Raw genomic sequence first — 24,877 nt, forward strand, 5'->3', positions numbered from 1 at the left:
TGATCTCCGGGGCTGGAACCCTGTTCTCGGCCACCGGTGGCTTGAGAGAGTAAAATAAAAAACCGCCATCTACTCTCGCGGAGATCACATTTTGCGGCAACGGTTTGAATGGGCACCCGCGGCGGCCTGCTACTGGCTGCTGGCCCTTGTGCTCCTGATGACGGCATTGGCGCCCATCCCGGCGGGCGCCGCTGACACCTGTCGCGAGGGGGAGGTAATGCTGGACGACGGGATCGGGAGCATCCGCAATCTGGGTGGGTGCATCTGGTACCTGGAGGATCCGGCGCAGACACTGACCCTCGATGAGGTGCGCGATCTGGGCGAGCAGGCGTTCACCCTTCATGAGGGTGGGGTGCTCAATTTCGGATACACCGAATCCGCTTACTGGGTACGCGTGGATCTGAGGGCTGCCACCGGCCTCGACCAGCACGACTGGATTCTGGAGCTGGCCCTGCCCCTGGTCGACGAAGTGGCGCTGTACATGGTGCGGGATAACAGTCTGGTTGAAGTTCGCCGCGCCGGTTACGAGGACAACTGGGCCGACCGCGATCTGGCGGTGCCCAACCCCACATTCCGGCTGGAGGTTGCGCCCGGAACGCTGAACCGGCTCTACCTGCGGGTCACCAACACCAATACCTTCCGTCTTCCCATCAGTCTCTGGCATCCAGACAGCTACATCGAAAAAGTATCCGTGGACGAACTGGTGCGCGGCATCCTCCTGGGCGCTGTGCTGGCCATCCTGGCTTACAACCTCTTTGTAGCGGTGTCAGTTCGCGAGCGCAGCAATATCTACTATGTGCTCTATCTGGTGTCGGCAACCGTGTTCATCTTCACCGAGCAGGTCCATGGCGTCCAGCTCCTCGAGAACCGACCCGCCCTGTTCGACAAACAGTACCTGCATTTTCAGATCATCCTGACCTGGTTCTGGGGCCTGTTGATGGCGAGGTCGTTGCTGGAAACCCGGGAGCGTTCCAACGATCTGGACCAGGTGATCCGCCTGTGCCTGTATTCGGTGGTAGTCACCTTCGTGCTCTCCCTGTTCCTGCCCTATCACGTGGCCATGGAGTGGATCGTTGTCGGTTCCATTCTGCTCAGTATGATCATGATCGTCGTCAGCTACCTGTCCTGGCGGTACTACAATCCGGCGGCCCGATCCTACTTTTTTGCCTGGACCCTGGCTCTGGTGGGTTTTGGTATTTACGCGCTTACGGTGATGGGCGTGCTGCCCCTGAACACCTTCACCAACTATTCACCGCAGTTCGGCCTGACCGGACAGATCATCCTGTTCTCCTTTGCCCTGGCCGACCGAATAAAGCAGGTGCAGGCCGAAGCCCTGGGCTGGAGCCAGCGGGCCCTTTCGAATCTGCAGCGCTATCAGTCGCTTTTCGACAATGCCATCGAAGGCGTGTTCCAGATGTCGCCGGAGCGCCGTTTTGTCACGGCCAATCCGGCCATGGCCCGACTGCTAGGTTACAGCAGCAGCGGCGAGCTGCTCCGGCATAATCCCGATGTGCTGGAAACCTGCATAGCCGACGAACGCCTGCGCCGGCTGGTGGTAGAGCAGCTGGAAGCCCGGGGTACAGTCAAGGGCATCGAAGCCCGTTACCGAACCCGCAACGGCGACGAGCGCTGGGCCACTATTTCCCTGCACACGGTGTACGACGCCAATGGCGAGCCTACCCATCTGGAAGGCACCTGCATCGATGCCACCGAGAGCCACAACCGGCAGAAGATCGAGCGAGAGCGCGAACAGGAGCGGCTGGAAAAGGAGCTGGCCCGCAACTCAGCGGAGGCGAAGAGCCAGTTCCTCGCTAACATGAGCCACGAGATCCGTACGCCGCTGGCGGCGATCATCGGTTACGGGGAAACGCTGCTGGACCCGGACCTGACCGAACCGGAAAAGCGAGGCAGCGCCGAAACGGTGGTGCGAAGTGGTCGCCATCTACTGGATCTGGTTAACGACATCCTCGATCACTCCAAGATCGACGCCAACAAACTGGACGTGGACATTGTCTCGGTGAACCTGCCGGAGCTGCTCGACGAGATCCGGGCGTTCTTCGCCCCGAGGGCCCGGGAGAAGGGTCTGGATTTCAGCATTGTCTGCGAGTATCCGCTGCCGGAACGGATTCAGACCGACCCCACACGATTACGGCAGATTATTATCAATCTGTGCGGAAATGCTCTGAAATTCACTGAGAAAGGATCGATTTCCCTGGCTGTGCGCTGCGACCGTGACCAGCAACGGCTGGTGGCCCGGGTGGTGGACACCGGCATCGGAATGAAGCCCGAACAGCTGCAGAGGTTGTTCGACCCCTTCGCCCAGGGCAGTGCTGCCATTTCCCGTCAGTACGGCGGCACCGGCCTGGGTCTGAGCATTTCGCGACGGCTGGCGGAACTGCTGGGCGGCAGTATCCGGGTCGACAGCACCTACGGCGAGGGCAGCGAGTTCGAGCTTTCGATCCGGACCGGTGCTCTGGACGGCGTGCACTTCCTGCGCGATGCCTCGGAGCTGAGCCAGCGGCGGCGGGCCATTCCCATGGTGGTGGCACCGGCGCTGTCCGGCCGCATCCTCTGTGCCGAGGACAACGAGGTGAATCGCCGCCTGGTTTCCCTGCTGGTGGCCCGCACTGGCGCGGAGCTGGTGCACGCCAGCAATGGTGCCGAAGCCCTCGAGCTGGCCATTCGTGAGCGTTTCGACCTGATCCTGATGGATATCCAGATGCCGGTCATGAATGGCCGGGATGCGACCGCGGCGCTGCGCGAGGCCGGAGTCAACACACCGGTGATCGCACTCACCGCCAACGTAATGTCGGAGGATATCGCCGATTACCGTCTGGCCGGCTGCAATGAACACCTGGCCAAGCCGATCGATAAACAACGCTTCTACGAAACCCTGGCCCGTTACCTGACGGTCAGTCCCGACAGTCCCTCAGTAGCGGCAAAGCGGTACCAGGGCCGGGTCCTGGTGGCCGAGGACAATGACGATAACCGGCAGCTGGTGGAACGCATGCTCCGTCGGCAGGGCCTGGAGGTTGTATCGGTCACGAGTGGCGAGGAGGCGGTTCGAACGGCCCTCTCCGATACCGTGCATCTGGTTCTCATGGACCGGCATATGCCGGGTATGGACGGTGTTGCCGCCACCGGGTTGTTGCGCCAGGCGGGTTTTCGGCGGCCGGTCATCGCCTTTACCGCCGGTGACCAGCAGGAGATTGATGCCCTGCTGGAGGCCGGTTGTGACGGCGTATTGAACAAGCCGATCGACCAGGCCCATCTTACCTCGTTGCTCGATCGTCTGTTGGGTGCCATGCTGGAAGCGTCGGACGCCAGCGACGAAGACGCGGAAATCGCGGACCTGATCGCCCGTTTTCTGGACGGGCTGTCGGAGCGCCGTGCCACTATGGAACGGGCGCTGGCCCGGCGCGACCGGGAGACCCTGAAAACCGAGGCCCACCAGATCAAGGGTACGGCCGGCGCCATGGGGTATCCGCTGATGACCCGCCAGGCGGGCCAGCTGGAAGAGCTGCTGAAGACCACCGAGCCAGACTGGGACCGGGTTCGCAGCGAACTTGCCGGACTTGGTGAAATGATAGACCGTGCCCTGGCGGCGGCCGAGACCCGAAACTGACAGGCGCCAGGAAAACCAAGGAACCAGCCCATGAGTGATCTGCCGGAACGTAAAGAACACCAGTCCCTGAGCATGATGTACGGAACCTACGCGGACATCCTGTTCGTGCTTTTCCCGTTCCTGGTGATCGGGATGCAGCGCCTGTGGGAAGGGCGTCTTTATGAGGCCCTGTTGCGACCGGACCTGAGCATCGCGGCGGCCATTCTCGCCGGCCTGGCCATCGGCAAGTTTGTTCTGGGCCTGGTTACCAATCGTGATCTGGGCCGATACAAGGAACGGATTGTTTTCTTCATTGCCCTCACCTTGTTCCTGGTGCTGGGCCCGGCCATCATCCTGATCCTCAGTATTCTGGGAAGCACGGACGTTCCGGGATTTGTCACCTTCGTCCAGCCGGTCCTGCTGATCATTGCCATTTCCCTCTATACCACGGCCGTGAGTATCAGTAATCTGCTGACTCGCTTTGGTGATCATGCCACCGCTGCCGGCTCCGAGGAGTCGGAGTCCGGGCGGGATCAGACGAATTCAGGCCGGAATCGCCCGGTGCCGCTCGATCTGCCGCGCCGCACGGGCAATGACCCAACAGTTTGACAGGAGTGACTCAATGACAGATTTGAGTGTACTGGTTGTGGAAGACGAACCGTTGATGCGGGAGCGGCTGGTAAGGATGCTTTATGAGGCCGGTGCCACCCAGGTGAAAGAATGCGTGGATGCGACTTCGGCCCGGGCGGCGTTTGCTGCCGGTGAATACCACATTATCCTGCTGGATCTGGGTCTTCCGGACGGTGATGGCCATGAGTTGATGGGGGAGTTCAAGGCTGCCCGGGAACAGCAGCACATCGTGCTGGTGACGGCCGACGATTCCATCGAAAGTATCCAGCGGGCGATCAGTGCCGGCGCCAACGGCTACGTGGTGAAACCCTATTCCCAGGAGAAAATTCACGATGTGGTCAACAATTACGCCATGGTGCACGGTGGAGACATGGCCCTGATGCAGGGCCTGAACCGGCGTCACTGACCGGTTCGGGCCCTCGATGCCCGAGCGACAGATTCAGGCGACCTGCTTGGCAATCCAGGAGTTGTAGCGGGTGGCCAGAGCCCGGACATACCGTGCTTCGGAATCGTTCAGGTTGCCCAGTACCCCTTTGAAAATCCAGCCCCGCTCGTACACGCCCAGCACCCGCTGCTCGTCATCCAGATTGACGCGCTGATTGAGTTTCTTGCAGATCGCATCCAGCAGCGGCAGCTTTTCCGGACGCTTGATCGGGCCCTGGCGGTTGGCCATGGGCTGGTTTGCTGCGCGAGTGGTCGGATGTCTTCTCATGATGTTCTCCTTGTCGTTTTGCGGCTGCAAAAACAAAAACCCCGGAGCCGAGGGCAACCGGGGTTTCGCGGAGAAGCTGGCCCGGTCGCTGCGAAGGCTCCCGGGACTGACCGAAAGCCGTTAGATGTCTTTCACCATGGCACGAACAGACTGCGCTGCGCGGCGGCCTGCTGTGGCGTAAACAATGCTTTGTGGAATCATTCTGGTCATACCGGCTCTGGTGTTTCGGTTCGACTCTCAGTGTATCGGCTCTCTGGCCTTTTGCAATAGTCCACGCTCTTCGGCAAACCCCTACAGACGGGGTCGGGACGGGTTGCGATAATTGTAAGTGTCACGTGTTTTACGTTGTGCAATCCCGACTGCCTGCCGCGCCAGGCAGTTGATGGATCTCTCCTTTCTACGCAGCCCTGTGGGCTGCGTTTTTTTTGCGTAGTGGAAACCTCGTAGCCGGTACTTCGTACTGAGTTTAAGCTCTGTTCAGAGGATAATTTGCGACCTAAGGATCCATTGATCGCAAGTACAGAGGTTGAAACCGAACATCATGTCCGAAGACCCCGGATTAGCACGCAGAAAATTTCATTCCCATGCCCTCGTCGAGGTTGCCCTGATATTAGCCCTGGGCGTGTACCTGCTGGTTGCCCGACAGCAGGTCGTCGGCGAAAACCTGGCATTTACGGTGATCGGCGCGGGATTGATGGCGCTGGTGAGCTACTGGACCCTCAATACCCTGCGGGATGGTCTGGAAGTCCTCGCCCTGCGGGTGCGGCGCGCCCGGCATTGAGGGTCTGCGCAGGATTCAGGCCTGACGGTCCTGACCTGCCATTGACGCCACGGATTCCCCCTCGATCGTCATTCGCTCCCAGGTTTTGTGCAGGATCAGGGCGTCATTGGCCGCACGGTGTACCGGCAGGCCCAGCTCGCCGATGACCCGTTGACGCATGGCCGACCATTGACGGACCTGCCGGGTGTTGAGCAGCACCGAGATGGATTCCAGCTGGAACTGAGGGCGAATGCGGGCTGCCCGGAACAGGCGGTGCAGCCAGAAACTGTCGAACGTCCAGGCGTCGCAGAATACCTGGTCGGGCAACAGCTCATTGAGTGCCTGGGCCACTTCGCTGACCGGCCTGCCCTCTGCCTTGAGCGTCTGTCGGGTTATGCCGTGGATCTGTTCGGCACTGTCCGACCAGTCCTGCCATAGCACGTGGGGGCAGATCAGCCAGCTGTGCAGGGTTCCGTCCGGCATACAGATGCCTACCTCAATCGGATAGCTCGCGATCAGGTCGAGGCTGGAGGCCTCGAAGTCGATGAATGCCGGGCGCGTCGTGGTCATGGGGCCAGTGTAGTTGATCCGTTGTTTTTTAGCCGAGTTTACCCGCCCCGAACCCGAGACGCGAACCCAACCTGTGCCTGCACTGTTACAATATGTCCACTCCATGTAAAAGCCCGATGACAGCGTCCGACACAGGGCGCGACAGTAAACCACCAAGAACCCAAGCGCACCATACGGGGAGCCCGAATGACTGACACCGTGGTTGTAATCTATTCCGGAGGTATGGACTCCTACACCCTGCTGCACCTGGCGCGCAGCCGGGGCTATCAGGTGCATGCCCTGTCCTTCAATTACGGCCAGCGCCATGTGCGCGAACTGGATTGCGCCCGTTCGGTGTGCGAGGCTCATGGCATTCCCCACCAGACCATCGATATTCGCGCCATGAGCGAGGTGGTCATGGCGGGATCGTCGCTGACCTCGGACCTGCAGGTGCCCGAGGGGCATTATCAGGAAGACAGCATGAAGGCGACCGTGGTCCCCAACCGCAACATGATCCTGCTGTCACTGGCCACCGGCTACGCGGTAACCGTGGGTGCCGGTGCCGTCTGGTACGGGGCCCATGGCGGGGACCATGCCATCTATCCGGACTGCCGTCCGGAATTCGTGGCGAAAATGGATGCGGTTTGTCGCATCGCCAATTACGAAGCGGTGGGCATAGAAGCGCCGTTTATGGCCATGGACAAGGGTCAGATACTGGCGGAAGGTCTCCGCCTCGGGCTTGATTACCGCCACACCTGGACCTGCTATAACGGTCGTGAGCGGGCCTGCGGCCGCTGCGGCTCCTGCGTTGAGCGCCTGGAGGCATTCGCCGCCAACGGGGTGACGGACCCACTGGACTATGAGGTGGCGCACTGATGTATCGGGTCAAGGAAGCGTTCTACACGCTCCAGGGCGAAGGTGCCCAGGCAGGTCGTGCCGCGGTGTTCTGCCGTTTCAGCAAGTGCAACCTGTGGACCGGTCGTGAAAAGGACCGTGCCGGGGCAGTGTGCAACTTCTGTGATACCGATTTTGTCGGCACCGATGGCCAGAACGGTGGTCGTTTTGAAACCGCCGAGGCCCTGGCGCTGCACATCAGGGGCTTGTGGCCGCACGCCGGTGGTCGCCCCTACGTGGTCTGTACCGGTGGTGAGCCGCTGCTGCAACTCGACGGGGCGTTGATTGATGCCTTCCATCGCCAGGGTCTGGAGGTGGGGGTTGAGACCAACGGCACCCTGCCTGCCCCCGAAGGCATTGACTGGCTGTGTGTCAGCCCCAAGGCCGATGCCGAGGTGGTGATCCGCCGTTGCGATGAAGTCAAGCTGGTCTATCCCCAACCACTGGCACTGCCCGAGCGATTCCTGTCGATTAGTGCCCAACACTATTTTCTGTCACCCATGGCATCACCGTCGGCACCGGCGTCTGGTCAGGATGAAATCAAACAGAGCAACACCAGGCTGGCCACCGACTACTGTCTGGCGCATCCGCAGTGGCGCTTGACCCTGCAGATGCACAAGATTGTTGGTATCGATTGATTGTTAATCCGCCGCCAGCGCCTGTTGTGCCGGTGTTGCGGATCGGTCGGCCTGAGTACGGTACTGGCTCGGGCTGGTGCCGGTCCAGCGCTTGAACGCCCGGGTAAAGTTGGCGGCGTCGGCATAGCCCAGGGCGTCTGCAATCTGGCTCAGGTTCAGGCCCGAGTTACGAAGCAGGTCCCCGGCCCGGTCCAGTCTTACCTCGTCCACCAGTTGCTGAAAACTGGCCTGCTCTTCCTGCAATCGCCGCTTCAGGGTGCGTTCGGAGACAAACAGGGTGCCCGCGACCCTCGCCAGTTTCGGCGGGAATGGGTGGCTGGTCTCAATCACCCGCCTGACCCGGCAGGAAAATCCGGCATCCTCGGTCAACTGGCGAAGAGCTTCCTCGCACTGGGCCCGGGAAGACGCCGCCAGTTGGTCGTCGGTGAAGCGGACCGGCATTGCCAGGCGTGCGGCGGGCACAACCAGCGCATTCTCGGTCGCGTCGAATTCCACCGGCACCGGGATCTGTGAACGGAACCGGCGGAAATAGGCCGGCTCAGGGCCACGCCGGAGAATCTTCAGGCCGTCCACCACTGAACCGGTGAGCTGGGCACCCATGGATACGCAGCCGAACAGCATGGCGTCCATGATGAAACCGTGCAGTGGGCCGAGGTCAACGTCGCAGGTTACCTGGTAGCAGGCCAGGCCGGCATTCTCCCGCTTGCGAACCTGCAGGTGTGGCACTCGCAGAGTCAGGTAGCGGGTCATCAGTTCCAGGGCATCGCCCAGCGTGCGGCTGCTCATGACGGCGGTGCCAAGGGCACCGTGCAGTGGCAGCTTCAGCTCCTTCGCCAGCAGAATGCCGAGACCCGGCTCGCCACTCTCGATGATGGCCCGGGTGACGAATTCACTGGCCTGGGGCTGGCTGACCCGAAGGTCGGTGGAATCCAGCCTGGCCGGATCCAGGCCGACCCGGAGCAGAAGGTCCTGCTCGTCCACGCCGATACTGCGAAGCAGCTCGGCCAGCAGATGCAGGTAGATGGCCGGCATGCCCAGGTCCTGTGCGGTTGAAACGGAGGCGCGCATGGGGAATTCCTCGTCTGGTTCTGTTCTTGTTATGTCGCCAATGGCGTAGTTCTGAGGATTATGGCCTGTTCGGTGCGTTTCCCCCATGACCGGGTTGACGGAGCGAATGGCCCGAAAGGCCAATTACCATGGGACCCGGGCGCTTGACCTACCGGCTGTGATGCTGAACAAAACGTTGTAGAACGGCGGCCGAGCGCCAGGGCGTTTCCAGCATTGGCAGATGCCCGACACCCCGGAACATATGGATTTCCGCATGGGGGGTTGCCGATTGGAACCAGTCCACACAGCGGGTGGGCGTGATCACATCGCGGTCGCCCCACTGCACCTGAAGTGGCGGTGTTTGTGGCCCCAGGTAGCGCACGGGTGCGAACCCGTCTGCCAGCATGTCGTCGAATATGTGCCGCAAGGACGGGGTCCGGTCCAGGAGATCCGGGCCAAGCAGGCCTGCCATGGTAAGGGCCGACAGCGAGGGTTTGCCCGTACCGACGCTGTTGAACATCCGGTAGACGCCTTTCCAGTCCCGGGGAATCAGGATGTCGTCTCGGTCGGATTTCACTGGAGCTGTCACGTCCACTTCCGCGTGCTCGGGGATACCGGCACTATTAAGCAGGGTGACGGACCTGGGCGCCGGATCCAGCCGGTGGGCAAGAACCGCCACGATGGCGCCCCCCATGGAGCTGCCGGCCAGGTGCAGGTTGTCCGTTGGCACTCGTGCCAGCCACTGGTGCAGGCGACTGGCCTGGGTCTCATACCGGTAGTTGGCGTCACTGCAATAACTGCTCTCGCCGAAGCCGGGCAGGTCGGGGACCAGCAGGTGCCAGTGCCTGGGCAACGTCTGGAGCCAAAGGGCCCAGTTCTCCTTCATGGCAGCAAAGCCATGAACCAGCACAATAGTAGGTACGCCGTCCCCGGGCTTGCCCCGCTCCAGGAAGACCAGTCGGTGACCATCCACTGTGGTTTCGCGACGGCGGGCGCCCACCAGCAGGCGTTGGCCTGTGCGGGCAGCGGGCCAGAGATTGGGTGCGGGAATCTGCATAGTTAAACCACCAGAAGTTATGGGTCGTGCGGCCAGTTTACCTTTGCAGCGGCTGTGTACGTTGGCCCCAATGCCAGTCCGGGATCGGCATCAGAGCGAGCGTGGGAGCGCTTACAGTTGCAGATCGAGAATAACCGGATTGTGGTCCGAGGAGCGCCAGGGTGCGTCGGTTTGCCCCGCCAGATCGCCCCGGTATCCGAGGGCCGGTGGTTCATCGGCGTTGATCAGCCAGGTCTGGGCACTGACAATCCGGTCGGTAAGTGAACGTGAGATCAGAGCATAATCGAGGCTGCCTTTGGCTCCCCGGTATCGATAGCTGTATTGCGGGCAGTCGCCGGTGGTACAGCCGTGTTGGCGATGGACGGCGCTGGTGAAGCCGGCGTCTTCCAGGATGGCGAGAGGCCGTTCCCGTGCGTAGCTGTTGAGGTCGCCCGCAATTACTGTGCCTGCTGAGCTCTGTGGAACGGGGAGTGTCTCGGCCCAGTCGACCAGGGCGCGGGCTTCTTCTGCCCGTCGCTGCACAAAACAGCCCTGGCCGTCGGCCTGATCCTGGTTACCGCCCCGGGCGCCGCGGCAGGATTTGGATTTCAGGTGGGGCACAATCACCCGGAAGCTGGTGTCACTCCCGGACGGCCGGAACGCCTGGGTGAGGGGTGGCCGGCCCCGGGACTGGAACGGGCCGCGGGCCAGGCGTTGGGCCGGGCCAAGGGTGCTTACCCGGTCTGCCCGAAACAGCAGGGCGGTGCGGATGGCGTCGTCGCCGTCGTCCCCGGAGGGGCGAACGTACTGCCACTGCCCTCCCAGAGCTCGGGCCAGGCCGGCGATTGCGCTGTCTGGACCATAGCCGTCATTCTCCAGTTCCGTTACCGCCAGGATGTCAGGCTCGGGGGACAGAAGGGCTTCAACCAGCCGGCTCTGTTGCTGACGAAAGGCAGCTTCGGTGTCCGCGCCCCTGGGGGTCGGGAAGCCCTGCCCACGGCCGTCGCCGTTGAAGTAGTTGGCCAGGTTCAGTGCCATGATCCTTACCGACGCTTCGGGGGGGCGGGTCGGAGCCGCAGGCCGCGGATTGGCCTTGACGAAGACCGGTTGCGACTCTGGCTGGACCCGCCAGGCGTCGAAGCGGAAATCGAGGACGCCCACCAGATTCCCGACGCGATCACCGGCGCGGAGGGTTGCGGCATAGGAGAGACCCTCCGGGGGCCAGGGTACGGGTCTGGGATTGCGTAGCGACTGGTTATCGTCCAGATGCACCCGATGTCGCTGCTGCTCATAGGAAAGCGCCAGGGCTGCCGGGCCGGGCGGGTGGAGCTCGGTGGGCTGGACCTGGTCGGTGGCGGCCAGAGTCAGTTCTCCGTAGCGGGCCAGGTTGTAGTTGTCGACGATGGTGAGGGGCTCGGCAAAGCGTACCCGCATGTTCTCGAGTTGCTCAGGGGGCTGGCTCCAGGGCAATGTCACCAGGATTGGCTCAGGCATGGGCGCTGGGCCGCAGTCCGCCACTTCCTGAATCGACACCAGTTCGGTCAGGCCGTGGAATTCCTTCACCGTGCCGGTCACCCGGAGTCGAGTGCCGGGCTTTCCCGCCTTGCGCCTGGTGTAGACGAACAGGGCTTCGGAGGTCTGCGGATCCTGATCTGCCTCGGAATCCGCCTGTTGCAGGTAAAAACCGCCGAAGCCGCCCTCGATTCGTGAGTCCAGGGTAACAATTCCCTCCACGGTAACGGTCTGGCCGACCATGGGTGAGGCGGAGCCCTGGCCCTGGATGGTGGCAATGGGGGTGGCTAGGCGCCCGCAGGCAGGCTCCGCCAGTCCCACCGACGGCAGCAGCCCTGTGGCCAGGGCGAGCGCCGCACGAAAAAGAAGGATTGGTGAGGACACAGCGGTCGACCGAGTCAGGCCGACTAGGACAGGCCGGCTACGGCTTTGAGTGCTCTTTCGCGCTTGCTGCCAAAACCCAACTGATCGGGGTTGGCAAGCTCCAGCTGCTGGATCAGCGGGTCCGGGTGCAAATTGTCAAAGGTGATGCCCAGCCGGGACAGCACATAGGGCGCGAGGGCTGCACGGGTGTCGACTTCCAGACGGCCACGCTCCATGCCGTAGTCCCGGGCGATGATTTCCTGCTGTGCCTCGGTAAGGCGCTGGTCGGGCAGGATCACCAGGGTGACTTCCCGATTCCAGTCGTCATCCTGTTGCCGGGTGTGTCTTGCCCGCTGCCTGAGAGCCTCCGGAGACGTGCGGAACCGGCTCAGCGCGAAATCGCGAAACTCGCGGTTGGATTCACACCAGGCCCTCAGGTGCCAGGCGTTTCCGGCGCATACCAGAGTATGGGGCTCGAGGATGCTCTCAACCGCTTCCGGACGGCTCAGGGAAGCGTAGCTGGCCCGCAGTTGCCGGCCGTAACGGGTGGCGGTTACGACTGCCCGCATGGTTTCCGGTGCAATAACCCGGTTTGGTCCCTGCACCACGGTACTGTCCGGCAGACCGATGTTGAGAGACTCGAAGGTGTTGCTCAGGCTCTGTTGGCGGGCGAGCAGGTCCAGATATTCATTGACCAGCCCCCGTGTAACCACCGGCTGGAATTTGGCAGCCGGGACATAGCCTTTGAGGTGCCGGTCATAGATCAGGTTGCCGGGAGCCAACTCCCGAAGATAGGTGTTGATGTCCTTGGACGCCTGCTGCCGGCCAATCCCGAAGCTGTGGCAGATGTGATTGGTGGTCAGTCGACCTTCCCACAGGGCAACGGTTTCGATCAGTCGATAGCGAAGCAGGAGATCCCAGCGGATGGGCCAGTCCGTTTTTTTCATAACCAGGCGCTCACGGTCCAATGAATAGCTCGCGGTTTATGTTACCTGCTCCGGCACGCAGGGTCTGTTACGGCACATTAATGTAAAACCCTGTCAAACCGCTCTACGAGAGCCTCGGAGAGTTTTTGTGACGTGGTTAACGGGTTTCGGGAAGTGCCTAGTGGCTTGCGGGCCGCGGGCTGGTCTAATACCGCGCGGCAAAGTCCGGTGCTTGCTGCTATTGTGTCTGTCATCTTCCGAAACCCGTTCCGTACTGCCCGGAGTTGCTTGCAATGACCCGAATGGTCACCTCCTTGTCTGCCCTGATTCTCAGTATCGTCCTGCTGGTGAGCGGTAACGCCTTCCTGATGACCCTGCTGGGTATCCGTCTGAGTATCGAGGCGGTCTCGCCCGATATCATTGGCTGGATTCTGGTGTGCTATTCCATCGGCTTTGTGCTGGGCACGCTGTACGTTCACCGGATTATCGGCCGCGTTGGCCACATCCGTGCGTTTGCGGTGTTTGCTGCCATGGCGGCGGTAGCCTCCCTGCTATACCCGATGGCCGTGTCGGAAATTTTCTGGGCGGCGCTGCGGGTGATTTCCGGTTTCAGTATTGCCGGTGTGTTGGTGGTGATCGAAAGCTGGTTTTCCAGCCGAGCCACCAACGCCAATCGCGGCGCACTGTTCGCCGTCTACCAGATTGTGTTCTACACCTCGGCGGCCGGCGGACAGCTGATCGTGAATATTGGCGATCCGGCCAACTTCATGCCTTTCTCCATCGCCGCCATCCTGCTGGTGCTGGCTCTGGTGCCCCTGTCCCTGACCCAGATGGAGGCGCCGGTGATCGAGCAGGCCCAGCGCATTTCAATTTTCACCCTGGCGCGGGAGTCGTTCACCGGCGTGGCAGGATCCCTGATCTGCGGCATCATGATCGGTGGGTTCTACGCGCTTGGCCCCGTCTACGCGACCCTGGTGGGTCTGGATGTGGCCCGAACCTCGACCTTCATGGCCAGTGCGATTGTGGCCGCCATGATTCTGGCCTGGCCCCTGGGGCGTCTGTGTGACCGCTTTGACCGGCGCCGGGTGATGTTCTGGGTCGCGGCATTCGCGGCCAGTGCCGCGGGTGCGGTGGCGGTTCTGGGCGCCGCCAATCTGTGGATGCTCACTCTGCTGGTGGGCTTGTTCACGGGGCTGTCCGCGACTCTGTATCCGATTGCCGTAGCGATCACCAACGACCGTATGGAAAGCAGCCGCATTGTCGCCGCCAGTGCGACCCTGCTGCTGAGCTACGGCGTTGGTAGTGTGATCGGGCCGGTGGCCATGGCCGAACTGATTAATCTGCTGGGCCCGAAAGGGCTGTTCGTGGGCAACGCCGGGTTCCTCGTGCTGCTGGCACTGATCACCAGTTACCGCATCAGCCACACCGACGACGTCGCGGTGGAGGATCAGGAGCACTTTGTACCCGCCATGCCAGAAACGTCGCCGGTACTTACCGAGATCGATCCCCGCAACAACGAGTTCCACGCCGCAACCGAAGCAGTGGAACCCGAGGAGGAACTGCGCCAGGCCAGCTGACGCAGTTCGGTTTTTCCCGATTTGTATTTACTTCCATATCTGTTTTTATTTCAATGGTTAGCATACTATTGGTGACTTTCCGATAATGTGAGTTAATGGCCCACCTGGGGTGCGCAAGCGCCAGAAGTGGCCTATTTCAGGAGCAGAGAACCATGAGAGACCAGTTCCCTTTTGCGGTGGCGCGAGTAACCCGTCGCTGGAGAAAAATGCTTGATGAGCGCCTGAAGGATCTGGGCGTCACCCAGGCCCGCTGGAGCACCATGGTGTACCTGGAAAAAGGCGGTGAAGGCCTGACCCAGCGGGAGCTCGCCAGTCTGATGGCCATTGAGAACCCGACTCTGGTGCGCCTGCTGGACAGTCTCGAACAGCAGGGGCTGATTGAGCGCCGACCCTGCCCGAACGACCGCCGGGCCCGGCGCCTGCACCTGACCAAGGCCGGACGGAATTTTATGGATGAACTGTCAGAACGCGCGGAGCGGCTTCGGGAAGAAATGCTCGAAGGCATCAGCGACAAGGACATCGAGTGCACCGTGAAGGTCTTCAACAAGATTCTGGAAAACGCGGAAAAGCAGAAGTAACCCTTGGCGGATAACTCGGTCGAGGGCCTGAGGGCCCGTTACGGAGAACGCTGGCGCTGGCTGGCGGTGATCACCGTGATGACCGGCACCATGGCAACGGTGCTCAGTGCCACGGTGGTCAACGTGGCTCTGCACGACATCATGGTGGAGTTTGGTATTCGTCAGGGTCAGGTGCACTGGCTGGCCACCGGGTTCATTGCTGCCATGACCACCACCATGCTCGCCTCTTCCTGGCTGCTGGATCATTTCGGCGTCCGCAAGACGCTGGCCTCGGCCATGGCTGTGTTCACCCTGATCTCGATCGTGGGCGGCTTTGCCGCCACCCCGGAGCAACTGATCGTGGCCCGTATTGGCCAGGGCGCCATGGCCGGGCTGATGCAGCCCATGGGAATGTATCTGGTGTTCCGGATTTTCCCCAGGAACCGACGTGGCCAGGCCATGGGTATCTACGGCATGGGCGTGATCCTGGCGCCGGCACTGGGTCCGGTTTTGGGAGGCTTCCTGGTGGATCAGCTGGACTGGCGCTACGTGATGTTCGCGCCGGCGCCGGTGACCCTGATTGGCGTTGCCATGGCCTGGCGCTTCCTGCCGCTGCCGGTGTCCAGACCGGCGCCCTATCGCTTCGATCTGCCTGGCCTGATGCTGCTGGGTCTCACCATCGGGCTGGCCCTGGACGCTCTGAACCGGCTCCAGGAGGCAGACGGGCAGGAACTCCGGATTGCCATGGAGGCTCTGCTGGCGCTGGCCTCCTTCACCCTGTTTGTGCTGCGGGAGCGCCACACCCGACACCCACTGGTCAATCTGAATCTGCTTCGTAAACCAGCTTTCCTGTGCGCCTGCCTGGGGGCCATGGCCCTGGGTCTGGCGCTGTTCGGCTCCACCTACCTGGTGCCACTGTTTGTGCAGACCGCCCTCGGGTTCACCGCCATGGAAGCCGGCCTGATGATGCTCCCGGCCGGGATTGTGCTGGGCATGGTGTTTCCGTTGGCGGGCCGCCTTGCGGACAAACACAGCGCGCGCATGCTCGTGACCTTCGGCATTGGTGTGTTTGCGCTCTCGGCAGTGCTGTTTGCCCTGTCGGACCTCGAACTGGGGTTCCTGTGGCTGGCGTTCTGGACCGTGCTGGGTCGTATTGGTATCGGCTTCATGTTGCCGGCGCTGTCGACCGGTGCCCTGAACCCACTGGAATCCAGCGAACTGGGTGCCGGCTCGAGTACGCTCAACTTCATGCGCCAGCTCGGCGGCGCATTCGGGGTGAATCTGGTGGCCCTGACCATTGAGTTCGGTGAGCACAGCTCGGGCCTGCCAACGATCAATGCCTTCCACTCGGCCTGGTGGCTGGTGGCAGTATTCGTATCCCTCGCTTTGGTGCCCGTCTGGCGGATGCGGGCCTAGCCTGGCCCGGCCGACGCTTGCGAGCGGGCGGCGAATTCATTAACATGCGAACCACTCTTCAGGGGAGTAGCCTCCGGATCGTCGCTGCGGCCGGATGGTAGTCAACATACTTGGGGCCAAATCCCCGTGGCTATCGTGCTTCACCGGCAACTGGGTGAAGTTGGCAAGACCTGAGGCGGCTGCACCTCCGTAGGGCGGAAGGTGGGCTGTCTCATGTCTGGATTTCCGCCCTGGAGTTTTCTTGATGGATGCCTTCCTCGCCTCAACGGTTGCCGTTGCCATAGCGGAAATCGGCGACAAGACCCAACTGCTCTCACTGTTCCTGGTGGCCCGTTACGCCGCCCGTCTTTCGATCATTCTCGGTATTCTCGTTGCGACCATCCTCAACCACGCGCTGTCAGCCTGGCTGGGTGCCTGGGTTGCGTCGTTCATACCGGACACCTGGTTGCCATGGATTCTGGCCATCAGTTTTGTCGCCATTGCCCTGTGGCTTCTGATCCCCGACAAGGATGACAGCGACGACTCCCGGTTCCTGGGCATGGGTGCGTTCATGGCCACCACCGTGATGTTTTTCCTGGCCGAAATCGGCGACAAGACCCAGGTTGCCACCGTGGTACTGGCTGCCCGGTTTACCGAGACATTCTGGGTGATACTGGGCACCACCGTGGGGATGCTACTGGCCAATATACCGGTTATCATGGCTGGGCGCTGGCTGATGGAGCGGATGCCCCTGGCGATGGCGCGAATTGGCGCAAGTCTGCTGTTCGTGGCGCTTGCCATTGTGACCCTGGTGGCAACTTACATGAACTCCTGAGACGGATGCCTGTCTCTGTACCCGGGTACCTGATGTTTTCGGAAAGTGTGCTATGTCGTTCAGAATCCTAGCGTTGTTTTTCATGGCCCATGCTCTGGTGTTCGCTGGCACCGGTATGGCGGAGCCTTCGGCCAATAGCGCCGGTGACAAGGCCACTCCAGAGCAGCCGGACCGAAGCCCGCGCGTGCCCACCTTTGCGATTGACGGCGATCTGGCCGGCCAGCTGGGGGTCTTCGAAACCAGCTATGAGGATACCTTTGCCGGTATCGGCAATCGCCTGGCCCTGGGTTATCTCGAGCTGGTGAAAGCCAACCCGGGGGTGGATCCCTGGCTGCCTGGCGAGGGCACCACCATTACCCTGCCGCGGCAGTACGTTCTGCCCGATGCCCGGCGCGAAGGCATCGTGATCAATCTTGCGGAATACCGTCTGTATTACTTCACCGACCAGGGTGTGCAGGTCTACCCGGTGGGGGTCGGCACCGCCGAGAACCCATCGCCCCTAACCGACGCCAAGGTCACCATGCCCCTGGAATCACCGGCCTGGTACCCTCCAGCGAGTGTTCGAGCGGAGTATGAGGCGGCCGGGGAATACCTGCCCCGAATGATCCCGCCCGGCCCCGGTAATCCCCTGGGCACCCACGCGCTGTTGCTCAGTGAGAAGGGCTACCTGATCCACGGCACCAACAAACAGTTCGGTGTCGGCATGCCGGTCAGTCACGGCTGTTTCCGGATGTACAACGAAGATATTTCCCGCTTTGTCTACCAGGTGGAAAAGGGAACATCGGTGCAGGTGGTGCATGACCCGGTCAAGATCGGCTTTTCCGACGGTGAGGTCTGGCTGGAGGTTCACCGCCCCCATGAAGAATACCCCCGTGAGGACCGAGACCGGCTCTGGCGGCAGGTGTTTGCAGAGGTGGAAGCGTTCCGGAAACGTCACCCCGGGGTTGAGGTCAAACGCGGCGCCATCGAGATTGCCGTGGACCAGGCGGACGGGCTGCCGACCATGATCGGTGAGCGCGTTACGCAGATGGCAGCCGACAAGACGGTTGACGAGAAAACACCGGAGAAGGCAAATGAGCCGGAGCAGCGGCTTTATTTCTGACGGCGGGCGTCCGAAGGCCCATCGCCTGCGGCTATGGGCGGTTGTGCTTCTGGCTGGCTCATTGCTGGCCTTTGCCTCCCTCGCGCATCGCGTCCTGGCCCAGCAACCCTCTTCGGGTACCGTCCTGGTGCTTACCGTCGAGGGCGCGATTGGCCCTGCTACGATGGATTATGTCACCCGGGGTATCCGCCGGGCGGAGTCTGATGGTCATGGCCTGGTGATCATCGAAATGGATACTCCGGGCGGTTTGATGGATTCCATGCGCGATATCATCAAGGCAATCCTCGCCTCGGAAGTCCCTGTTGCCACTTACGTGTCACCCCAAGGCGCCAGGGCCGCCAGTGCCGGCACCTACATTCTGTACGGAAGTCACATCGCCGCCATGGCGCCCGCCACCAACCTGGGCTCGGCAACGCCGGTGCAGATGGGCGGCTTGCCGGGAAGCCCGGAGCCCTCGGAAAGTCCGGAGCCGGGCGATTCGAAAAACGACGGGGACAGTGAGCCGGCAGCCGACGCGCCGAACGACAGTCCGAAGTCGGAGGACGGCGACAGCAAGCGCCGGGGTGGCACCGCCATGGAACGCAAGGTATTGGAAGATGCCGTCAGTTACATCCGGGGACTGGCCGAGCGCCACGGACGCAACGCCGACTGGGCGGAGCAGGCGGTCCGTGAAGCAGTGAACCTCGGCGCCGACGAAGCCCTGAACAGGAACGTTATTGACGTGGTTTCTCCCAATATCCGGGACCTGCTGCAGCAGATCGATGGCCGGACGGTGCGCATGGCGTCCGGGGACCGGACCCTGCAAACCGCCGATCTGGACATTGTCCGTTCCGAACCGGACTGGCGTACCCGTTTGCTGTCGGTGATTACCGATCCCAACGTCGCCTATTTCCTGATGATCATCGGCTTCTACGGGATTATCTTCGAGCTGGCCAACCCCGGCGCGGTGGTGCCGGGCGTGATTGGCGCCATCTGCCTCATCCTCGCGCTGTTTGCCTTCCAGGTGCTGTCGGTGAACTACGCCGGACTGGCACTGATCCTCCTGGGACTCGCGTTTATCGTGGGCGAGGCCTTTGTGCCCAGCTTCGGAATTCTCGGGGTGGGTGGTATTGTCGCCTTTGTGACCGGCTCGGTGATCCTTATGGACGGCAGCCACCGGGACATCTCGTTGCCCACCATCGGCGGAACCGCTGTGGTGGCGGCCGGCTTCATCCTCTGGACCGTGACCCGTTTCATCGGTCTTCGTCGCCAGCACCCGGTGAGCGGAGCGGAGCAGATCACCCACGAGGAAGGCGTCGCTCTGGAAGATTTCCCCGGGGACCAGGGGCGATATCGGGGCCATATCCGGCTCAGCGGTGAACGCTGGAATGCGGTCAGCGACAGCCCTGTTCGCGAGGGCGACCGCGTGCGCGTTACTGCCATTGAAGGCTTGACGGTCACTGTCAGGGTTGTTTCGGACCAGGTCTGACCGGACAGACAGAAACCAACGGCAAGACAAGGAGGCCGTATGATTGGCGATCTGATTCCCTATCTGGCGCCCACCGTGGTGCTATTACTCATTCTCGGTTCGGCGATCAAGATACTGCCCGAATACGAGCGCGGTGTGGTCTTTTTCCTGGGTCGGTTCCAGGGCGTGAAAGGCCCGGGCCTGATCATTGTTATCCCCGGCATTCAGCAAATCGTACGGGTGGATCTCCGGGTGATCACCCTGGATGTGCCGAGCCAGGACGTGATCTCCCGCGATAACGTCACGGTTCGGGTCAATGCCGTTCTGTACTTCCGTGTGGTGGATCCTGAACGGGCCATTATCCGGGTCGAGGACTACAACTCCGCCACCAGCCAGCTGGCACAGACCACCCTTCGATCGGTGCTTGGCAAGCATGATCTGGATGAAATGCTGTCCGAGCGCGACAAGCTGAACTCTGACATTCAGGAGATTATCGATGCCCAGACCGAGGAGTGGGGCATCAAGGTGGCCAACGTAGAGATCAAACACGTGGATCTGAATGAGTCGATGATCCGGGCCATTGCCCGTCAGGCGGAGGCAGAGCGCGAACGTCGGGCCAAGGTTATCCATGCCGAGGGTGAGTTGCAGGCGTCAAAGAAACTGGTGGAAGCCGCGGATGTGATGGCTGCCAACTCCGGCTCCATGCAGTTACGTTACCTGCAAACGTTGGCGGATATGAGCAATACCAATTCTTCGACCATTGTCTTCCCACTACCTATGGAACTGATGACCACGTTCCTCAAGGAAAACAAGCCGAACAAGGGAGCAAGCGGGCCCGGTCCGGAAACTCCCGAAACCGAGACATAAAAAAAGGCCGGCAATGCCGGCCTTTTCGTTACGTATCAGCCTTATTTCTGGCTGGCACGCTGGAGCATACGCTTGGCACGCTCGTTGGCTTCGTCGGCAGCTTTCTGGGCTGCACGAGCAGCGGCCAGTGCTTCTTCCGCGGTCTGCTGGGCAGTGCGGGCAGTGCTGGCGGCGCTGTTAGCGGTGTTCAGTGCATTCTCTGCAGTCTGCTCAGCGGAGCTGGCAGTTGCATTTGCTTCGTCGATGGCGCCCTGATCAGTGGTGGCACAACCTGCTGTCAGAGCTGTAGCCAGTGCAAACCCGGCGATCGTCAGTTTACGCATTGTAAATCCCCTTATTGGTCGAGTTATTTCCTGTGATCCGGAAGTCAGTATAGACGACTTCCTGTCAACCTGCGCCCGGACAAAATCCGGGCGTTGACTACCGGAGTCGTGAAACAGTGTAAAACACTCTCACGAAGAATGTTAACTGCAGATAGGTAAATTTCCTATGCATATGACAACAACTTAATACTGTTGTCAGACTCGACTCAGGGCAGGATGCTGATCGGGGTGCCGTTGGAGACCAGTTCCCAGATTTCGTCCATCTCCTCGTTGGTCACGGCAATGCAGCCGTCGGTCCAGTCGAGGCCAGCGTAGGCAAACGCCATATCGCCGGCGTCGTTGGGCAGGCCGTGGATCATGATGCTGCCGCCCGGATCCAGGCCCCACGCGGAGGCCAGCTCGCGATCCCGTTCGCTGGGATAGGAAATGTGGATGGATTTGTAGAAATCACTCTCGGCGTTACGCCAGTCGAGCGTGTAGTTACCCTCGGGAGTGCGTTCGTCGCCCTCGTACAGCTTGTGCCCTTCGGGATTGTCGCCCAGGGAAATGCGGTAGCTGCTTACCACCGCGTCGCCGTTCATCAGGTACAGTCGACGTTCGCTCTTTCGAACAACGACCTCGCTGATGGTCGGAATGGTCGCCTCGGAGTAGGCGCCCGGCATCGGAATCCGGGCATCGGCGCGGGCCAGCAGCTCGTCGGCGCTGAGCGTGGGGGGCAATGAAAGACTGATCAGGGCAATGACTGTCAGCAGGCTGCGAGGGATGCTCATGTCCTTAACTTACCAATGGTTAATCTTTGCACAGGCGTTTTATACCACAGGCGGTGGGTCGTCTGTTAAGGGGTTTTGTTAACTTTTTTGGCTATCTGGTTCCGTGATCAGCCATTTTGTGAACTATCCATCTTCAGGCCTACCTTGGTCACCTGGTCGGCACTGGTGGCCCGGGCCACCAGGGTCACCGGGCCGAGCGTAACCACATCGCCAACCACCGGATGCCCCTTGGTGCGCCTGGCAAAGCACTCGGCCAGGGACAGCTCCGGCGGCAGGTCGTCGAATTCGATACCGTACACCTGTTCCACATCGCCCAGCAGGGCATCACCATTGAGCACAAAATCACCGAAAAAGGCCCGTTCTGCCAGGTACCGCGGGGCGTGCCGGCCGCTGAGTGCCTTACCCAGTTCCGGCAGCACATTCGGAGTGGCGAACATGGCGACCATGTCACCACTGGACACCTCCAGGTCCTCTTTCGGCTGCAGGCAGACCCGGTTGCGGAATACCCCGGCCACCGCCGTGTTCTCCGGGAAACGCAACTGGCCAAGCCGGCGGGGCGTTTCCCAGGTCTCGCCGCGCAGAGGGAAGAGCATCAGCTCGTGGTCGCCGGCGGCCGGGGCATCCAGTGGCAGACGCCGATAGGGGTCTTCGCCGGCCGGAACCTCCAGACGCAGCTTGCGGGCCAGGGGCGCCATGGTGGTGCCCTGGACCAGCAGCGACACCAGAACGATGAAGAAGGCCGCGTGAAACACCAGCTGCGCCTCGGGCAGACCCGCGATGATCGGGAACAGCGCCAGCACGATCGGCACAGCGCCGCGCAGCCCTACCCAACTGATGAACCCCAGCTCACGGCGGTTGAAGGCGAAGGGCCAGAGCGTGAGCGCTACGGTCAGCGGGCGGATGACGAAAATCAGCGACAGGGCCAGTATCAGGCCACCCCCGGCCAACGGAATCAGGTCGGACGGCGTCACCAGCAAACCCAGCATCAGGAACAGGCACAGCTGGGCCAGCCAGGCCAGGCCGTCATGCACCTGAAGAATCATCGGCATCATCCGGACATGGCGGTTGCCGATCACCACACCGGTCAGGTAAATAGCCAGAAAACCACTGCCGCCAATGGCGTTGGTGGCGGAGAACACCGCAATGCCCGCGGCCGCCACAAGCAAAGGATACAGCGAGGGCGTCAGACGGATCCGGTTGGCCAGTTCCACCACGGCAAAGCCGCCGAGGATGCCGGCTACGGCCCCGACGCCAAACTGCTGCACGAGCATGGTCAAGGCGGCCCAGCCGGCGTGTTCGCCATGGTTGCCGATCAGGGTGACCAGCATGAGGGTCAGGAAAATGGCCATAGGGTCGTTGCTGCCCGACTCGATCTCCAGGGTAGCGCTCACCCGTTCGTTCAGGTGCAGGCCCCGCCCCTGCAGCAGCGAAAACACGGCCGCGGCGTCGGTGGAGGAAATGATGGCGCCCACCAGGAGTGCCGTCAGCCAGTGCAGCTCGAACACCCACCAGGCCACCACGGCGGCGCCAGCCGCAGTCAGTCCCACGCCGAGCGTGGCCAGAATCAGTGCCGGCTTCAGGCCCACCCGGAAGGTCTCGGCCCGGGTGCGCATGCCACCGTCCAGCAGGATGACGCCGAGGGCGAGGTTGGCAATCAGGAAGGCTAATTCGAAGTCGTCGAATTCGATGCCCCCGGGACCGTCCTCGCCCATCATCATGCCAACCACCAGAAAGATCAGCAGAACGGGCATACCCACCCGGCTTGAAAGCGGACTTAGAACGATGCTAATGACCAGCATCAGGGCGCCAATCAGGGTCAGCGTGGGGTCCATCAGTGCTCCAGACAGAACGCTTGCCCCGGGCCGGGCAGAGCGCTTATATTGCTCACGCAGAGGTCGCGTATGCGGGTGTAGTTCAATGGTAGAACGGCAGCTTCCCAAGCTGCATACGAGGGTTCGATTCCCTTCACCCGCTCCACGCCCATCTTCTCATATTCCCCTGCCTTGTCGGCCCTATCTTTTACATCAAATGCTTGCGCAGTGGCCAGCCGCAATACTGACCGGTTTGCGCAATCCCCGGGCCGTTGCTAGCTTTTAAATCAGATATACAAATCGGCAGCTGTGAGGCTGTACGGGGGAAGGGCATGCTCGAAAGCGCGGCCAGCGGCGTGGTCCAGAACTGGGCCACCGGCTTTTTCATCCTTGCGGTGGTGGGCCTGTGCGCATTCATGGTGGGGGCGTCCAGTTTGCTGGGTGGCCGCAGCCATGGGGTGAGCCGGTCACTTCCTTTCGAATCGGGCATTGTTGGTGCCGGCAGCGCCCGTCAACGCTTTTCCGCACAGTTTTACCTGGTGGCGATGCTGTTCGTCATTTTCGACATAGAAGCAGTGTTCCTGTTTGCCTGGGCCATTGTCATCCACGACGTGGGCTGGACCGGATTCTGGGGCGCGGCGGTTTTTATCTTCATTCTTCTGGCCGGGCTGATCTACGACAGCCGCAGCGGCGCCCTCGACTGGGCGCCCGAGCAGAGCCCGGCACGCAAGCGCGGCGCATAGCAACGCATTCCCGGCCCTCCGGATTCTTCGGGATCGGGCAGAGGGTCGCGGTGTGACCATCATGGGAGGTTGTCATGGCCTATACCCTGACGCGGGCGGACGGGTCTGCGGGCAGCAATGCCCGTTATCCGGTGGATCGGCGTGAGCGGGTCGAGGATCCGGTCAAGCAGCAGCTTGAACGCAATGTGTTTACCGGCAAGTTGAGCGAGGTGCTCAACTCTGCGGTGAACTGGGGCCGCAAGAATTCCCTCTGGCCCTACAACTTCGGGCTGTCGTGCTGTTACGTGGAAATGACCACGGCGTTCACCTCGCCCCATGACATTGCCCGGTTTGGCTCCGAGGTCATCAGGGCCTCTCCACGGCAAGCTGATTTCATGGTCATTGCCGGTACCTGTTTCATCAAGATGGCGCCGGTGATCCAGCAGCTCTACGACCAGATGCTGGAGCCGAAATGGGTGATTTCCATGGGCTCCTGCGCCAACTCCGGGGGCATGTACGACATCTATTCGGTGGTGCAGGGCGTCGACAAGTTCCTGCCGGTGGACGTCTACGTGCCGGGCTGCCCGCCCCGTCCCGAGGCGTTCCTGCAGGGTCTGCAACTGCTGCAGGATTCGATCCAGGAGGAGCGCCGCCCGCTGTCCTGGGTGGTGGGCGACCAGGGCGTCTACCGGGCCGAGATGCCGTCGCAGCGGGAGAAATGGCGCGACCAGCGTATCCAGGCCACCGAGTTGAGGACCCCCGACAAGCTTTAGAACGCGCTTGCCGTTGTTTACCACGGA

General features: G+C 61.6%; 24 protein-coding genes and 1 tRNA gene. 16 read left to right on the forward strand and 9 right to left on the reverse strand.

The features are described 5' to 3' along the window. Nucleotides 1-157: 157 nt before the first annotated feature. From BM344_RS10770 to BM344_RS10780, 3 genes are read left to right on the forward strand one after another with little or no spacing between them, the layout of a single operon-like run. Nucleotides 158-3,625: a response regulator gene (locus tag BM344_RS10770; RefSeq protein ID WP_091991014.1), complete on the forward strand. Its 3,468-nt coding sequence runs from the start codon at nt 158-160 to the stop codon at nt 3,623-3,625. 30 nt (nt 3,626-3,655) lie between these two features. After that, the gene (locus BM344_RS10775; RefSeq protein WP_091989479.1) at nt 3,656-4,213 is read left to right on the forward strand and encodes a hypothetical protein; all 558 of its coding nucleotides are present in this window, start codon (nt 3,656-3,658) and stop codon (nt 4,211-4,213) included. Nucleotides 4,214-4,226: 13 nt separating this feature from the next. Beyond that, entirely contained in the window at nt 4,227-4,640 is a 414-nt protein-coding gene (locus tag BM344_RS10780) for a response regulator (RefSeq protein WP_091989482.1), read from the forward strand. A 33-nt stretch (nt 4,641-4,673) separates the two neighbouring features. On the opposite strand, the gene BM344_RS10785 is transcribed toward BM344_RS10780, so the two are convergent. Continuing rightward, nucleotides 4,674-4,946: a hypothetical protein gene (locus BM344_RS10785; protein ID WP_091989484.1), complete on the reverse strand. Its 273-nt coding sequence runs from the start codon at nt 4,944-4,946 to the stop codon at nt 4,674-4,676. A gap of 541 nt (nt 4,947-5,487) precedes the next feature. On the opposite strand from BM344_RS10785, the gene BM344_RS10790 reads away from it, so the two are divergent. Continuing rightward, on the forward strand, nt 5,488-5,727 hold the full coding sequence (locus BM344_RS10790; protein WP_091991016.1) for a hypothetical protein: 240 nt from the start codon (nt 5,488-5,490) through the stop codon (nt 5,725-5,727). Between the two features lie 15 nt (nt 5,728-5,742). Here BM344_RS10790 and BM344_RS10795 read toward each other — a convergent pair whose 3' ends face one another. Further along, complete coding sequence (locus BM344_RS10795) at nt 5,743-6,276, reverse strand: 3'-5' exonuclease (RefSeq protein ID WP_091989487.1); 534 nt, start codon at nt 6,274-6,276, stop codon at nt 5,743-5,745. A gap of 186 nt (nt 6,277-6,462) precedes the next feature. Here BM344_RS10795 and queC point away from each other — a divergent pair, with 186 nt between their 5' ends. Both queC and queE read left to right on the forward strand, forming a co-directional pair. Further along, the gene (queC, locus tag BM344_RS10800) at nt 6,463-7,131 is read left to right on the forward strand and encodes a 7-cyano-7-deazaguanine synthase QueC (protein ID WP_091989490.1); all 669 of its coding nucleotides are present in this window, start codon (nt 6,463-6,465) and stop codon (nt 7,129-7,131) included. Beyond that, the gene (gene queE / locus BM344_RS10805; RefSeq protein WP_091989493.1) at nt 7,131-7,787 is read left to right on the forward strand and encodes a 7-carboxy-7-deazaguanine synthase; all 657 of its coding nucleotides are present in this window, start codon (nt 7,131-7,133) and stop codon (nt 7,785-7,787) included. The genes queC and queE overlap by 1 nt, the downstream gene beginning before the upstream one ends. Nucleotides 7,788-7,790: 3 nt before the next feature. Here the strand turns inward: queE and BM344_RS10810 are convergent, their stop codons facing one another. The 4 genes from BM344_RS10810 to BM344_RS10825 all read right to left on the reverse strand — a co-directional run bounded on the left by BM344_RS10810 (nt 7,791) and on the right by BM344_RS10825 (nt 12,692). Further along, nucleotides 7,791-8,855 carry an AraC family transcriptional regulator gene (locus BM344_RS10810; RefSeq protein ID WP_091989496.1) on the reverse strand — a complete coding sequence of 355 codons (1,065 nt, stop codon included), beginning with the start codon at nt 8,853-8,855 and terminating at the stop codon, nt 7,791-7,793. 148 nt (nt 8,856-9,003) lie between these two features. Then, on the reverse strand, nt 9,004-9,891 hold the full coding sequence (locus BM344_RS10815; RefSeq protein ID WP_091989499.1) for an alpha/beta fold hydrolase: 888 nt from the start codon (nt 9,889-9,891) through the stop codon (nt 9,004-9,006). Nucleotides 9,892-10,002: 111 nt separating this feature from the next. Continuing rightward, entirely contained in the window at nt 10,003-11,766 is a 1,764-nt protein-coding gene (locus tag BM344_RS10820; RefSeq protein ID WP_322853417.1) for an ExeM/NucH family extracellular endonuclease, read from the reverse strand. Nucleotides 11,767-11,789: 23 nt separating this feature from the next. Beyond that, nucleotides 11,790-12,692, reverse strand: a complete 903-nt coding sequence (locus BM344_RS10825) for a helix-turn-helix transcriptional regulator (RefSeq protein ID WP_091991023.1) — start codon at nt 12,690-12,692, stop codon at nt 11,790-11,792. Between the two features lie 272 nt (nt 12,693-12,964). Here BM344_RS10825 and BM344_RS10830 point away from each other — a divergent pair, with 272 nt between their 5' ends. The 7 genes from BM344_RS10830 to BM344_RS10860 all read left to right on the forward strand — a co-directional run bounded on the left by BM344_RS10830 (nt 12,965) and on the right by BM344_RS10860 (nt 20,451). Continuing rightward, nucleotides 12,965-14,248 (forward strand): MFS transporter, encoded by a 1,284-nt coding sequence (locus BM344_RS10830; protein WP_091989502.1) that lies wholly within the window; start codon nt 12,965-12,967, stop codon nt 14,246-14,248. A 152-nt stretch (nt 14,249-14,400) separates the two neighbouring features. After that, a complete protein-coding gene (locus BM344_RS10835) occupies nt 14,401-14,826 on the forward strand; it encodes a MarR family transcriptional regulator (RefSeq protein ID WP_091989504.1) in 426 nt (141 codons plus the stop codon). 3 nt (nt 14,827-14,829) lie between these two features. Next, nucleotides 14,830-16,221, forward strand: a complete 1,392-nt coding sequence (locus BM344_RS10840; RefSeq protein ID WP_091989507.1) for an MDR family MFS transporter — start codon at nt 14,830-14,832, stop codon at nt 16,219-16,221. 244 nt (nt 16,222-16,465) lie between these two features. Beyond that, complete coding sequence (locus BM344_RS10845; protein ID WP_091989510.1) at nt 16,466-17,035, forward strand: TMEM165/GDT1 family protein; 570 nt, start codon at nt 16,466-16,468, stop codon at nt 17,033-17,035. 115 nt (nt 17,036-17,150) lie between these two features. Next, nucleotides 17,151-18,137: a L,D-transpeptidase family protein gene (locus tag BM344_RS10850; RefSeq protein WP_407656855.1), complete on the forward strand. Its 987-nt coding sequence runs from the start codon at nt 17,151-17,153 to the stop codon at nt 18,135-18,137. Then, on the forward strand, nt 18,109-19,605 hold the full coding sequence (locus BM344_RS10855; RefSeq protein WP_091989515.1) for an NfeD family protein: 1,497 nt from the start codon (nt 18,109-18,111) through the stop codon (nt 19,603-19,605). Before BM344_RS10850 ends, BM344_RS10855 begins: the two co-directional genes overlap by 29 nt. A 39-nt stretch (nt 19,606-19,644) precedes the next feature. Next, on the forward strand, nt 19,645-20,451 hold the full coding sequence (locus BM344_RS10860; RefSeq protein ID WP_091989517.1) for a slipin family protein: 807 nt from the start codon (nt 19,645-19,647) through the stop codon (nt 20,449-20,451). A gap of 41 nt (nt 20,452-20,492) precedes the next feature. Here BM344_RS10860 and BM344_RS10865 read toward each other — a convergent pair whose 3' ends face one another. From BM344_RS10865 to BM344_RS10875, 3 genes are all read right to left on the reverse strand, one after another. Beyond that, nucleotides 20,493-20,774 (reverse strand): Lpp/OprI family alanine-zipper lipoprotein, encoded by a 282-nt coding sequence (locus BM344_RS10865; protein WP_091989520.1) that lies wholly within the window; start codon nt 20,772-20,774, stop codon nt 20,493-20,495. 206 nt (nt 20,775-20,980) lie between these two features. Further along, complete coding sequence (locus BM344_RS10870) at nt 20,981-21,544, reverse strand: L,D-transpeptidase family protein (RefSeq protein ID WP_091989523.1); 564 nt, start codon at nt 21,542-21,544, stop codon at nt 20,981-20,983. A 107-nt stretch (nt 21,545-21,651) separates the two neighbouring features. Continuing rightward, nucleotides 21,652-23,376: a potassium/proton antiporter gene (locus BM344_RS10875; protein ID WP_091989526.1), complete on the reverse strand. Its 1,725-nt coding sequence runs from the start codon at nt 23,374-23,376 to the stop codon at nt 21,652-21,654. Between the two features lie 71 nt (nt 23,377-23,447). Here BM344_RS10875 and BM344_RS10880 point away from each other — a divergent pair. From BM344_RS10880 to BM344_RS10890, 3 genes are all read left to right on the forward strand, one after another. Next, nucleotides 23,448-23,521, forward strand: a tRNA-Gly gene (locus BM344_RS10880). A gap of 166 nt (nt 23,522-23,687) precedes the next feature. Then, entirely contained in the window at nt 23,688-24,098 is a 411-nt protein-coding gene (gene ndhC / locus BM344_RS10885) for an NADH-quinone oxidoreductase subunit A (protein ID WP_091989530.1), read from the forward strand. Between the two features lie 74 nt (nt 24,099-24,172). Further along, on the forward strand, nt 24,173-24,850 hold the full coding sequence (locus BM344_RS10890) for a NuoB/complex I 20 kDa subunit family protein (RefSeq protein ID WP_091989533.1): 678 nt from the start codon (nt 24,173-24,175) through the stop codon (nt 24,848-24,850). The last annotated feature ends 27 nt before the right edge of the window (nt 24,851-24,877 follow it).

Source organism: Marinobacter gudaonensis (assembly GCF_900115175.1).
Taxonomy (GTDB): Bacteria; Pseudomonadota; Gammaproteobacteria; order Pseudomonadales; family Oleiphilaceae; genus Marinobacter; species Marinobacter gudaonensis.